Annotated in this window: 11 protein-coding genes; 9 read left to right on the forward strand and 2 right to left on the reverse strand. The window is 72.9% G+C overall.

The window, feature by feature from the left end; all coding sequences use genetic code 11:
* Positions 1 to 29: 29 nt before the first annotated feature.
* Complete coding sequence (locus ACZ4M5_RS23950; RefSeq protein ID WP_467739862.1) at positions 30 to 485, reverse strand: metallopeptidase family protein; 456 nt, start codon at positions 483 to 485, stop codon at positions 30 to 32.
* Positions 486 to 778: 293 nt separating this feature from the next.
* On the opposite strand from ACZ4M5_RS23950, the gene ACZ4M5_RS23955 reads away from it, so the two are divergent.
* The 8 genes from ACZ4M5_RS23955 (at position 779) to ACZ4M5_RS23990 (ending at position 10,098) form a co-directional block, all read left to right on the forward strand.
* Entirely contained in the window at positions 779 to 1,201 is a 423-nt protein-coding gene (locus ACZ4M5_RS23955; RefSeq protein WP_010034669.1) for a DUF3499 domain-containing protein, read from the forward strand.
* A 135-nt stretch (positions 1,202 to 1,336) separates the two neighbouring features.
* Positions 1,337 to 2,701 carry a phosphomannomutase/phosphoglucomutase gene (locus ACZ4M5_RS23960; RefSeq protein ID WP_467739863.1) on the forward strand — a complete coding sequence of 455 codons (1,365 nt, stop codon included), beginning with the start codon at positions 1,337 to 1,339 and terminating at the stop codon, positions 2,699 to 2,701.
* Positions 2,702 to 2,770: 69 nt separating this feature from the next.
* The gene (locus ACZ4M5_RS23965) at positions 2,771 to 2,941 is read left to right on the forward strand and encodes a Trm112 family protein (protein ID WP_467739864.1); all 171 of its coding nucleotides are present in this window, start codon (positions 2,771 to 2,773) and stop codon (positions 2,939 to 2,941) included.
* A 106-nt stretch (positions 2,942 to 3,047) separates the two neighbouring features.
* A complete protein-coding gene (locus ACZ4M5_RS23970) occupies positions 3,048 to 4,175 on the forward strand; it encodes an SIS domain-containing protein (RefSeq protein WP_467739865.1) in 1,128 nt (375 codons plus the stop codon).
* Between the two features lie 71 nt (positions 4,176 to 4,246).
* Entirely contained in the window at positions 4,247 to 5,398 is a 1,152-nt protein-coding gene (manA, locus tag ACZ4M5_RS23975; RefSeq protein ID WP_467739866.1) for a mannose-6-phosphate isomerase, class I, read from the forward strand.
* Positions 5,399 to 5,551: 153 nt separating this feature from the next.
* Positions 5,552 to 6,532 carry a cation diffusion facilitator family transporter gene (locus tag ACZ4M5_RS23980; protein ID WP_467739867.1) on the forward strand — a complete coding sequence of 327 codons (981 nt, stop codon included), beginning with the start codon at positions 5,552 to 5,554 and terminating at the stop codon, positions 6,530 to 6,532.
* Positions 6,533 to 7,815: 1,283 nt separating this feature from the next.
* Positions 7,816 to 9,273 (forward strand): adenosylhomocysteinase, encoded by a 1,458-nt coding sequence (gene ahcY / locus ACZ4M5_RS23985; protein ID WP_467739868.1) that lies wholly within the window; start codon positions 7,816 to 7,818, stop codon positions 9,271 to 9,273.
* A 210-nt stretch (positions 9,274 to 9,483) separates the two neighbouring features.
* Positions 9,484 to 10,098, forward strand: coding sequence for a hypothetical protein (locus ACZ4M5_RS23990; RefSeq protein ID WP_467739869.1), 615 nt, complete (start codon positions 9,484 to 9,486; stop codon positions 10,096 to 10,098).
* Positions 10,099 to 10,164: 66 nt separating this feature from the next.
* On the opposite strand, the gene ACZ4M5_RS23995 is transcribed toward ACZ4M5_RS23990, so the two are convergent.
* Positions 10,165 to 11,205 carry an RDD family protein gene (locus tag ACZ4M5_RS23995; RefSeq protein WP_467739870.1) on the reverse strand — a complete coding sequence of 347 codons (1,041 nt, stop codon included), beginning with the start codon at positions 11,203 to 11,205 and terminating at the stop codon, positions 10,165 to 10,167.
* A gap of 127 nt (positions 11,206 to 11,332) precedes the next feature.
* Between ACZ4M5_RS23995 and ACZ4M5_RS24000 the strand changes: the two genes are divergently transcribed.
* Entirely contained in the window at positions 11,333 to 12,340 is a 1,008-nt protein-coding gene (locus ACZ4M5_RS24000) for a stage II sporulation protein M (RefSeq protein WP_467739871.1), read from the forward strand.
* Positions 12,341 to 12,773: the final 433 nt, after the last annotated feature.

Consider the following 12,773-nt stretch of genomic DNA (forward strand, 5'->3'; position numbering starts at 1 on the left):
ACGGCCGGCCGGTGCGGGGACCAGCCGGGTCAGTCCTGGTCCTCGCCGTAGCGCGGGTCCACGGTCTCCGGTGTGAGTCCCAGCAGCTCGGCGACCTGCTCGACGACGACCTCGTGCACCAGCGCAGCCCGCTCGTCACGTCCCTTGGTGCGGATCTCCACCGGCCGCCGGTAGATCACCACGCGCGCGGGACGCCCCTCGCGCGCGCCGACCGTCCCGCCGAGCGGAACGGCCTCGTCGTGCCAGGTCTGGCCGGTCCCGTCGAGCCGGGGCACCTCCAGGACCAGGAAATCGATGTCGGCGAGCTGCGGCCACCGCCGCTCCAGGCGCTCCACGGAGTCCTGCACCAGATCCGCGAACGCCTCCGCGCGACTCGCGGCGAGCGGCACCTGCGGGGGTGCGATCGGACCGCGCATGCCCCGGCCGTGCCGATCACGGCGGCGGGGCCCGGGGGCGGCGGTGCGGGGGGCTACGGGCTTGTCCATCACTGGTGAAGGGTAGTCCCCGCGGGCCCCGCATGCCCGGCACCGCGGGGTCACCGGCGCGGGTTCCGGCCGCCCTGCACGGCATGTCGTTACATGACCGTTCAAGCCAAGCTCGGGTTCGCATCCGCGTCTCGGCGAGGCCAGAATCTTTGCGGCAATTGACCTTTTTGTGTTGGCTTTTGACCGCTCGCGGAGCTGTTCGACGCCGGGTGCGGGAGGGTCCGAGCAGTCGGTAAGGTGCACTCGAAGGGGTGTGTGGGGCGTTTCACGCCACGACACGGTGGAGTGACCTGGTGGAGAGTCGTCGCGGCCCGCTCAAGAGTGCGGTACCGTCCAACGTCGTGAGCCCTGTACGTCGCTGTTCGCGCACCGCCTGCGGCCGTCCCGCCGTCGCGACGCTGACGTACGTCTACGCCGACTCGACCGCGGTCCTCGGCCCGCTCGCCACCTACGCCGAACCCCACTGCTACGACCTGTGCGCCGAGCACTCCGAGCGTCTCACCGCCCCGCGCGGCTGGGAGGTCGTCCGGCTCCTCGACGGCTCGGCCCCGGCCCGTCCCAGCGGTGACGACCTCGAAGCGCTTGCCAACGCCGTGCGCGAGGCGGCCCGCCCCCAGGAGCGGGCGGCCGGAGCAGGCGGCGGGGGTCGCGCGGCCGACCCGATGGAGGTCGCCCGGCGCGGTCACCTGCGGGTCCTGCGCTCGCCCGACAACTGACCGCAGCGCCACCTGTCGGATGCCGCCCTGACCTGAGGTTACGGCTGTGCGTCCACGCGGCCACCGCCCGGCGGGCCGGCGGGCGGTACGGGTAGGTTGGACCGCCCGAGAGGACTTTCCAGGAAGAGGCGGGGCGTGGCTGCTGATCTGTCGCAGGTCGTCAAGGCGTACGACGTACGCGGGGTCGTCCCCGACCAGTGGGACGAGTCCCTGGCCGAGCTCTTCGGAGCGGCCTTCGTCCAGGTCACCGGGGCGAGCGCCATCACGACCGGGCACGACATGCGGCCCTCCTCGCCCGGCCTGTCACGGGCCTTCGCCCGCGGAGCCGCAGCACAGGGCGCCGACGTGACGGAGATCGGCCTGTGCTCGACCGACCAGCTGTACTACGCCTCGGGCGCGCTGGACCTGCCCGGCGCCATGTTCACCGCCTCGCACAACCCCGCGCAGTACAACGGCATCAAGATGTGCCGCGCGGGCGCCGCCCCCGTCGGCCAGGACACCGGCCTGGCCGACATCCGGGAACTGGTCGAGCGCTGGAGCGGGACCGGGGCCCCGCAGGCCGCCGCCAGGACGGGCACAATCAGCGCCCGCGACACGCTGTCCGACTACGCGGCCCATCTGCGCTCCCTCGTCGACCTCACCGCGATCCGCCCCCTGAAGGTCGTCGTCGACGCCGGCAACGGCATGGGCGGGCACACGGTCCCCGAGGTCCTCGCCGGGCTGCCCCTGACGCTGGTGCCCCTGTACTTCGAGCTCGACGGCACCTTCCCCAACCACGAGGCCAACCCCCTCGACCCGGCCAACCTCGTCGACCTGCAGAAGCGCGTCCGCGAGGAGGGCGCCGACCTGGGCCTGGCCTTCGACGGCGACGCCGACCGCTGCTTCGTCGTCGACGAGCGCGGCGAGCCCGTCTCCCCGTCGGCGATCACCGCCCTCGTCGCCTCCCGCGAACTGGCCCGCAACGGCGGCCGGGGCATCGTCATCCACAACCTGATCACGTCCTGGTCCGTCCCCGAGGTCGTCGCCGAGCACGGCGGCACCCCCGTCCGCACCCGCGTGGGCCACTCCTTCATCAAGGCCGAGATGGCCCGCACCGGCGCTCTCTTCGGCGGCGAGCACTCCGCTCACTACTACTTCCGCGACTTCTGGAACGCCGACACGGGCATGCTGGCGGCCCTGCACGTCCTGGCGGCCCTCGGCGGCCAGGACGCCCCGCTGTCGTCCCTGGTGGCCGAGTACGACCGCTACACCGGCTCGGGCGAGATCAACTCCACCGTCGCCGACCAGCGGGCCAGCCTCGCCGCCGTCCGCTCCGCGTACGCGGACCGCGAGGGCATCACCCTGGACGAGCTCGACGGCCTGACGGTCTCGGCCGCCGACTGGTGGTTCAACGTCCGCCCCTCCAACACCGAGCCGCTCCTCCGGCTGAACGCCGAGGCGAGGGACCCGCAGACGATGGCGCGGGTGCGGGACGAGGTACTGGGGATCATCAGGGGCTGAGGCCCCGCCCCCCGCGGCGGTAATCTGACCAGGCACGACCCAAGCGCCCGCACCGCGAAGGAACCCTCCATGCCCCTCGAATCCGGCCTCCTCGACATCCTCGCCTGCCCGGCCTGCCACGCCCCGCTCACGGAGCAGGACAGCGAGCTGGTCTGCACCGACGACAGCTGCGGCCTGGCCTACCCCGTCCGCGACGGCATCCCCGTGCTCCTCGTCGACGAGGCCCGCCGCCCCGCCTGACGGCCCCGGGGCGCACCTTCGCGGTCCGCGGAGCACATGACGTCCCGGCACGGCGGGCATCGACGTAGGACGACATCCCACAACGGACCTCCGGAGGCTGCCGCCCATGATCGACGAATCGCTGCTCGACGACCCGGACGGCCTCGCCGGGGCGGACCGCCGCGGACTGCTCCGCGGCGCGGCGGAAGCCGGCGCGCGGGTGCGCACGGCGGCCCGCCACTCCGCCGAGGCCGGCATCGACGACCTCAAGCCCGACGGCCGCCCCCGCGCGGTCCTGATCGCCGGGCCGGGCGCCGCCGCCACACACGCGGCCGACCTCCTCGGCACCCTCGCCGCCGCCGGCAGCCCCGTCACGCGGTTGGCCCCCACGGGCGTCGCCTCCGCCGCGGGCGCCCTGCGCTGGGAACTGCCCGGCTGGGCCGGTTCGGTCGACCTGCTGCTGATCACCACCCCGGACGGCTCCGAACCGGGCCTGTCCCTGCTCGCCGAGCAGGCCTACCGCCGCGGCTGCACCGTCGTCGCGGTGGCACCCGCCGGCTCCCCGCTCGCCGACGCCGTCAACGGCTCGCACGGCCTGTTCGTCCCCATGGCGACCGCGCCCTACGACCAGGACGAACCGCTCGCCGCGTCCGCCCCCGGCGTGCTGTGGGCCCTGCTCACCCCGCTCCTCGCGCTGCTGGACCGCACCGGCCTGCTCGAAGCCCCGCCGGACGCCCTCGCCAAGGTCGCCGACCGCCTCGACCGCGTCGCCGAACGCTGCGGCCCCGCCATCGCCACCTACAGCAACCCCGCCAAGACCCTGGCCTCCGAACTCGCCGACGCGCTGCCCCTGGTGTGGACCGAGGGCCTGTCGGCCGGTCCCGCCGGCCGCCGCTTCGCCGCGGCCCTCGCCGAACTGTCCGGCGCCCCCGCCATGGTCGCCGAACTCCCCGAGGCCCTCGCCGCCCACAGCGCGCTGCTCGCCGGCCCGCTCGCCGCCAGCGCCGACCCGGACGACTTCTTCCGCGACCGCGTCGAGGAACCGCCCGCCCTGCACGCGCGCGTGGTGCTCCTGCGCGACCGCCCCATCGGCGGCCTCACCGCGGCCCCCGGCGCCCGAGAACTCGCCCTCAGCCACGACACGCCGATCAGCGAACTCGAACCCGAGCCCGGCGGCGAACTGGAGACCCTCGCGGAACTGATCGCCATGACGGATTTCGCCGCGGTTTACCTGGCGCTCGCCTCGAGGGCCTGATCTTGCCCGGGACGCCCTGACGCCGGGGCGTCCTGCCGCGCCCGCACGCCCGCACACGCAGAGAGAACTCCATGGACCGCCTCGACAACACCGTCCGCCCCTACGCCTGGGGTTCCCCGACGGCCATCCCGCAGCTGCTCGGCACCGAACCGACCGGCGAACCGCAGGCGGAGATGTGGATGGGCGCCCACCCGGGCGCCCCCTCGCGCACCGCACGGGGCACCCTCGCCGAGGTCATCGACGCCGACCCCGAGAAGGAACTCGGCCCCGCCGCCGTCGCCCGGTTCGGCCCCCGCCTGCCGTTCCTGCTGAAGCTCCTCGCCGCCGGAGCCCCCCTCTCCCTCCAGGTGCACCCCGACCTGGCCCAGGCCAGGGAGGGCTACGCCGACGAGGAGCGCCGCGGCATCCCCGCCGACGCCCCGCACCGCAACTACAAGGACGCCAACCACAAGCCCGAACTCATCTGCGCCCTCACCGAGTTCGACGGCCTGTGCGGCTTCCGCGCCCCCCTGGAGGCCGCCGCCCTCCTCGACGGCCTCGGCGTCGACTCCCTCAAGCCCTACGTCGACCTGCTGCACGCCCACCCCGAGGACGCCGCCCTGCGCGAGGTCCTCACGGCGATCCTCACCGCCGACCGCGAGGAGATGACCCGCACGGTCGAGGAGGCCGCAGCCGCCTGCACCCGCCTCGGCGGCGCCTACGCCCCGTACGCCGACATCGCCCACCACTACCCGGGTGACCCCGGTGTCATCGCCGCGATGCTGCTCAACCACGTCCGGCTCCAGCCCGGCGAGGCCCTCTACCTCGGCGCCGGCGTCCCGCACGCCTACCTCGACGGACTCGGCGTCGAGATCATGGCCAACTCGGACAACGTGCTGCGCTGCGGCCTGACGCCCAAGCACGTCGACGTCCCCGAACTCCTGCGCATCGTCCGCTTCCACGCCGCCGACCCGGGTGTGCTGCGCCCCGAGGCCGCGCCGGACGGGGAGGAGGTCTACGAGACGCCCATCGACGAGTTCCGCCTCTCGCGCTACGTCCTCGCCGAAGCGGGCGGCCCCCGCGACCTCACGCGTCCGACCCCGCAGATCCTGCTGTGCACCGCCGGCACCGTCCGTGCGGGCGAGCACGAACTGGCCCCGGGTCACTCCGTCTTCGTCCCGGCCGGCGAAAGGGCCGAAGTGTCCGGTTCGGGAACGCTCTTCCGGGCCACCGTCGTCGTCTGACCGTTTCAAAGCCCCCCGTGCCGGTGACCTGAACCACCACGGCTCCGGCGGGCTGCAACAATGGCCCACCGTCAAGCACGGGCAAAGCCACGGGCGCCGCACCACAGCGGCGCCCCGGCCCTGGAACGGCGTACGAAGGGACAACGCGAACCAATGAGCGCGTCAGGCGGCACCAAGGCGATCGTGGCGGCACTGGCCGCCAACCTCGCGATCGCGGTAGCGAAGTTCGTGGCGTTCCTCTTCAGCGGCTCGTCGTCGATGCTCGCCGAGTCCGTGCACTCGCTCGCCGACTCCGGCAACCAGGCGCTGCTGCTCGTCGGCGGCAAGAAGGCCAAGCGCGAGGCGACCCCGCAACACCCCTTCGGCTACGGCCGCGAGCGCTACATCTACGCCTTCCTCGTCTCCATCGTCCTCTTCTCGCTCGGCGGCATGTTCGCCCTCTACGAGGGCTACGAGAAGATCAAGCACCCGCACGAACTGACGCACTGGTACTGGCCGGTCGGCGTCCTGGTCTTCGCCATCATCGCCGAGAGCTTCTCCTTCCGCACCGCGATCAAGGAGTCCAACACCCTGCGCGGCGGCCGCTCCTGGAAGGACTTCGTCCGCCACGCCAAGGCCCCCGAACTCCCGGTCGTCCTGCTGGAGGACCTCGGCGCCCTCGTCGGTCTCGTCCTGGCCCTCGGCGGCGTCGGCCTCGCCCTGCTCACCGGCGACAGCGTCTGGGACGGCATCGGCACCCTCTGCATCGGCATCCTGCTCGTCCTGATCGCCCTCGTGCTCGCCGCCGAGACCAAGTCGCTGCTGCTCGGCGAGTCCGCCGGAGCCGAGGAGACCCGCAAGATCGAAGCCGCCGTCGTCGACGGCGACGTCGTCACCCGCATCATCCACATGCGCACGCTGCACCTCGGCCCCGAGGAGCTCCTCGTCGCCGCGAAGATCGCCGTCCGGCACGACGACACGGCCACCGAGATCGCCCACGCCATCGACGCCGCCGAGGCCCGCATCCGCGAGGCCGTCCCGATCGCCCGCGTCATCTACCTCGAACCGGACATCTTCAGCCAGACCGAGGCGGCCAAGGGCCCCGACCCCGAGGCCAGCCCCGGCGGCCCGGCCCCCCACGCCACCGACCACTGACGACACCGCGTCCGTCCCACGGGGCCCGCCGGACACCCGGCGGGCCCCACGGCGTCCCCCGACCGACCCTGGCCCGCCCGGCCGGCGCGCCCCACGGCGTCCCACGGCCGACCTTGGCCCGCCCCGGCCGGCGCGCACCTCGCCCCTCGGCCGTCTGGGGCCGGTCCTTGCCCGCCCCCGGCCGGGCCGCTTCTTGCCTACGCGGTCGGCCCGCGCCTCGCTCGTCCGGCCGGCCCCGCTGCGCTTCGCGGCCGGCCTCCGCCCGCCCGGCCGGCGCGCACCTCGCCCCTCGGCCGTCCGCGGCCGGTCCTTGCCCCCCCCGGTCGGGCCGCTTTTCGCCTACGCGGTCGGCCTGCGCCTCGCCCATCCGGCCAGCCCCGCGACGCTCAACGGCCGGCCCTCGTCGGCCCCCGGCCGGGCCGCTTCTTGCCTACGCGGTCGGCCCGCGCCTAGCTCATCCGGCTGGCCGCGCTGCGCTTCGCGGCCGGCCTCCGCCCGCCCGGCCGGCGCGCACCTCGCCCTCGGCCGTCTGGGGCCGGTCCTTGCCCGCCCCCGGCCGGGCCGCTTCTCGCCCCACGCGGTCGGCCTGCGCCTCGCCCATCCGGCCAGCCTCGCGACGCTCAACGGCCGGCCCTCGCCGGCCCCCGGCCGGGCCGCTTTTCGCCTACGCGGTCGGCCCGTGCCTCGCTCGTCCGGCCGGCCCCGCGGCGCTCCGCGGCCGGCCCTCGCCTCCCGGCCGGGCCGCCTCGCCTACCCGGTCGGCCCGCGCCTCGCCCATCCGGCCAGCCCTGCGACGCTCCACGGCCGGCCCTCGCCCCCCGGCTGGCCCGCTTATCGTCCACCCGGCCGGCCCCCGGCCTTCCGCCGCCCCGGGCCTGCGGCCTTTCGCCGCCCGGGCTGCGGCGTTTCGCGGCCAGGGCAGCGGACACCCGACGGGTCCGGCGGTCCTCTTCCCCGACCCGGACCACGGCGGCGAGGCACGCCCGGAGGTGCGCCCCGGCGGTCCGGCCCGCCCCGGCTCCCGCACATGTTCGGCTCGATGTGTTCGCGGACGGACTGGGGATCGCACCCGCCCCCGGTGTAGCTTGGGACGGAGCCAGACGTCGCTGCTGATGGCGGTCGGGCGGTCCCACCGCGGACCGGCCGAGGGAGAGAGGGCCTCCGACGGACTGCGCTGCGCGCACGCGGGCATGCCTGTGTCCTCTTTTCGGGGCACCCCTGTGTCCGACCGCCGCGCAGACCAGCCGTACCCACCTCGCCCCAACCCCGAGGAGCAGCTCGCAATGACGACTGTCGAAAACCGACAGGACTTCAAGGTCGCCGACCTCTCCCTGGCCGCGTTCGGCCGCAAGGAGATCACCCTCGCCGAGCACGAGATGCCGGGCCTGATGGCGATCCGCAAGGAGTACGCCGAGGCGCAGCCCCTGGCCGGCGCCCGTGTCACCGGCTCCCTGCACATGACCGTGCAGACCGCCGTGCTCATCGAGACCCTGGTCGCCCTCGGCGCGCAGGTCCGCTGGGCCTCCTGCAACATCTTCTCCACCCAGGACCACGCGGCCGCCGCCATCGCCGTCGGCCCGAACGGCACGCCCGACAACCCGCAGGGCGTCCCGGTCTTCGCCTGGAAGGGCGAGACCCTGGAGGAGTACTGGTGGTGCACCGAGCAGGCGCTGACCTGGCCGGACAGCCCCACCGGCGGCCCCAACATGATCCTGGACGACGGCGGCGACGCCACCCTCCTCGTCCACAAGGGCGTCGAGTACGAGAAGGACGGCAAGGTCCCCTCGCCCGACACCGCCGAGTCCGACGAGCACCGCGTCATCCTCGAACTGCTGAACCGCACCATCACGGACGGCTCGCAGAAGTGGACCCAGCTGGCCTCCGAGATCCGCGGCGTCACCGAGGAGACCACGACCGGCGTCCACCGCCTGTACGAGATGCAGCGCGACGGCGTCCTGCTGTTCCCGGCGATCAACGTCAACGACGCCGTCACCAAGTCGAAGTTCGACAACAAGTACGGCTGCCGCCACTCGCTCATCGACGGCATCAACCGCGCCACCGACGTCCTCATCGGCGGCAAGACCGCGGTCGTCTTCGGCTACGGCGACGTCGGCAAGGGCTGCGCCGAGTCCCTGCGCGGACAGGGCGCCCGCGTGATCGTCACCGAGATCGACCCGATCTGCGCCCTCCAGGCCGCCATGGACGGCTACCAGGTCGCGACCCTCGACGACGTCGTCGAGACGGCCGACATCTTCATCACCACGACCGGCAACAAGGACATCATCATGGCCTCGGACATGGCCAAGATGAAGCACCAGGCCATCGTCGGAAACATCGGCCACTTCGACAACGAGATCGACATGGCCGGCCTCGCCAGGATCCCCGGCATCGTCAAGGACGAGGTCAAGCCGCAGGTCCACACCTGGACCTTCCCCGACGGCAAGGTGATCATCGTCCTGTCCGAGGGCCGCCTGCTGAACCTGGGCAACGCCACCGGCCACCCGTCGTTCGTGATGTCCAACTCCTTCGCGGACCAGACCCTGGCCCAGATCGAGCTGTTCACCAAGCCCGACGAGTACCCGACCGGCGTCTACGTGCTGCCCAAGCACCTCGACGAGAAGGTCGCCCGCCTCCACCTCGACGCCCTCGGCGTCAAGCTCACCGAACTGCGCCCGGAGCAGGCCGAGTACATCGGTGTGCAGGTCGAGGGCCCCTACAAGCCGGACCACTACCGCTACTGACCGTCTGCCGAACCGCTCCCGGTCGGCTCCCGGCCGGGACTCCGGTCCTCCAGCGACCGAGATCCCCGTCCCTCCCCGACCGGGGAACGGAACAGCACAGCCGGCCGGTAGCCGCAGCTCCGAGACAGGCCCCCCGCACCCCCGTGCCGGGGGGCCTGCCCCGTTCGACCGGCCGATGACCGGCCCAGCCCGTCAGGACCCAGAACCCCCATGCCCCGCGGCCGCTATTCGCTCCACGATCCGCACGATCACACCCCCCTCGCAGAAGAACACTTCCAGTGCGCCCCCGGCCCCTCCGGCTGGCGCTACGTCTCCCAGCTGACCGCTCCCTCGGGCGAACACCACGGCTCCGTCGACCTCACCCTGGACGAGCTCGGCCGCCCCATCCGCCTCGAACTGCACGCCGCCGCCTGGCAGGTCCGCGGCGCCGCCCTCGACGGCGTCACCTGGGTCCGCACCGACCCCATCGGGACCGAGGCCACCGAAGGCAATGTGCGCGCCCACGCCTTCACCGGCACCTCCCCGGCGTTCCTCGTCGCCACCGCCCGGCTCCTGCGCCTCACCCCCTCCACCGCAGCCACTCGCGTACGCCTCGTCGCCTTCACGGACCCGGTCCTGGCCCCCCGCACCGTCGACCAGTCGTGGACCTTGCTGAGAAGCGAAGCACACCCCACTGACAACGCCCCCCTGATCGTGGACGAATACCAGGTCACAGCTTTGGACACGGGGGAGCAGCACGCCGTGCACATCGCCGGCGACGTGGTCCTCGCCGCTCCCGGCATCGAACTCGAGGACCTGGAATCGCCCCCGTCTATCTTCCCCTGAACCACCGGCGGACCCGGCCCGGTACGGCGGGGCCTCACCCCTGCTCGGCGGTCGCCCCGGGCACCACTACGCCGGCGGCACGAACCCCGTACCGGGCCGCTCGGCCACCGGGTCCTCCGACGCCCCGCCCGACCGCGGACGGGACGGCTCGACGGGCGGCTGGGCCGGTCCGACGGGCGGTGCGGACGCAACGGGGGCCGGGCCTGGGGGGACCGGGGGCGTGAAGGCGGAGGACTCGGCGCCGGGCGCGGCCGGCGGCGGCGCGGGAGCGACGGAAGCCGCGCCGGGTCCGCCCTGAGGCGCGGGCGCACCGGGACCCGCGCCGGGCGCGACCGAGGCCGTGCCGGGCGGGACCGATCCACTGCCGAAAGCCCGCCGGGTCTCCCGTACCTGCCGCTCCTGCACGACCGCCGCCAGATAGGCCGCCGCCGGCACGCCGTGCGGCACCGGTGCCCCCGTACGCTCCGCGAGATCCGACGCCAGCCGCTGCGCCATCGATGAGCCCACCTGCGGATCCAGCTGGTGCATGCGCGTCAGGTACTGACGGACCGCGAGCCACAACCCGTCCGGCACCGCCGACAGGTCCAGTTCCGCGAACCGCCCCGCGAGCCAGGGCGGAGGGGGCGGCACGAACCCGCTCCTGGTCACCGGAAGCCGCTCCCGCACGACCAGGGTCCCCGCGAACACGTCCCCCAGCCGCCGGCCACGCGCCGACACGAACGAGGCGATACAGGCGACGACCCCGAAGGTCATGAGGATCTCGATCACTCCGATCAGACCCCGCACCAGCGCGTGGCGGAACCGGATGGGACCGCCGTCGTCGCGCACCACGCGCAGCCCGCACGCCATCTTCCCGAGCGACCGCCCGTGGCTGAGCGTCTCCACGGCGATCGGCACACCCACCAGCACCAGGACGAACGACGCGATCGACAGCGCCGTCTGCGCCGCCTCGTCCAGCGAGGCCGTCGACGCGACGAGGGCGATGGTCACGGCGACGTAGACCGCCACGACCGCCCCAAGATCGAGCAGCACGGCCAGCGTCCTGCTGGGCAACCTCGCGGGCCGCAGCTCCAACGCCACGGCCTCGCCCGTCACCAGCTCACTCACGCCCGCCGTCCCTTCCCCTGCCCTGCCCCCGACAGCCCCCAGTCTGCCAAGCTGAGCATCGCACCGTAGTACGACAAGCTTGATCCACGACGAGCCGCCGACGAACAGCCGAGGAGCAGGCACACCGATGGACCTCGACGTCTTCGTCTCCGCCCACCGCGCGGAGTGGGACCGCCTCGAAGCCCTGCTCCGCCGCCGGCGTCGCCTCAGCGGCTCCGAGGCCGACGAACTCGTCACTCTCTACCAGCGCGCAGCGACCCATCTGTCCCTGATCCAGTCCAGCGCCCCCGACCCGCAGCTCACGGGCCGGCTCAGCCAACTCGTGGCACGCGCGCGCAGTGCGGTGACAGGAACCCGCCGTGCCTCATGGCGCGACGTCACCCGCTTCCTGGCGCACGGCTTTCCGGCCGCCGTCTACAAGACACGGCACTGGTGGGTGCCCACGGCCCTGCTGTCCACGGCCGTCGCGGCGCTCCTCGGCTGGTGGATCGGCACCCACCCGGAGGTCCAGGCCTCCATCGCGGCCCCCAGCGAACTCCGGGACCTCACCCGCCCCGGTGGCCAGTACGAGACGTACTACTCCAGCCACCCGGCCGCCAGCTTCGCCGCCCAGGTGTGGACGAACAACGCCTGGGCGGCCGCGCTCTGCCTCATCCTGGGCGTCTTCCTGGGGCTCCCGGTCCTGTGGATCCTCTTCCAGAACATGCTCAACCTGGGCATCGGCGTCGGACTGATGTCCTCGGCCGGCCGCCTGGACACCTTCCTCGGCCTGGTGCTCCCGCACGGTCTGCTCGAACTCACCGCGGTATTCGTGGCCGCCGGCACCGGCCTGCGCCTCGGCTGGACACTGATCGACCCCGGTCCACGCACGCGCCGCACCGCGCTGGCCGAAGAGGGCCGCGCCGCCATAGGCATGGCCATCGGCCTCGCCCTGGTCCTCTTCATCTCCGGGGCCATCGAAGGCTTCGTCACCCCCTCGGGACTCCCGACCTGGGCACGCATCACCATCGGCATCGCCGCGGAAGTGGCCTTCCTGGCCTACGTCTACGTCCTCGGCGGTCGTGCCGTCCGTACCGGTGAGACCGGTGACGTCGACGCGGCGGAGCGCAGTGCGACCGTCCCCACAGCCGCTTGATCGTCCCGCCCACCGGCGGATGTGCGAGCACGTCCGTTCAACTGCTAGTCTCCTCTTCGCCCCACGGGAGCCGTTGACACGGCGACTGCGGGGAGGTAGATTCGAACAGTTGCCTGGAAGTGGGGCTCAGCTCCAGACCGGCACAGTGAGCATCTGTCTGCTTCTTGAATCACTGCATTCGAAGAAGCCTCTCCCGATGAATCGGAAATGCGGTCGGTCAGTCCGGCCAAAAACTTCTGATAAAGTCGGAACCGCCGGAAAGGAAACCGCGAGAGCGGAAACCTGGAAAGCACCGAGGAAATCGGATCGGAAAGATCTGATAGAGTCGGAAACGCAAGACCGAAGGGAAGCGCCCGGAGGAAAGCCCGAGAGGGTGAGTACAAAGGAAGCGACCGTTCCTTGAGAACTCAACAGCGTGCCAAAAGTCAACGCC

It is taken from the genome of Streptomyces sp. NPDC026246 (assembly GCF_055567995.1).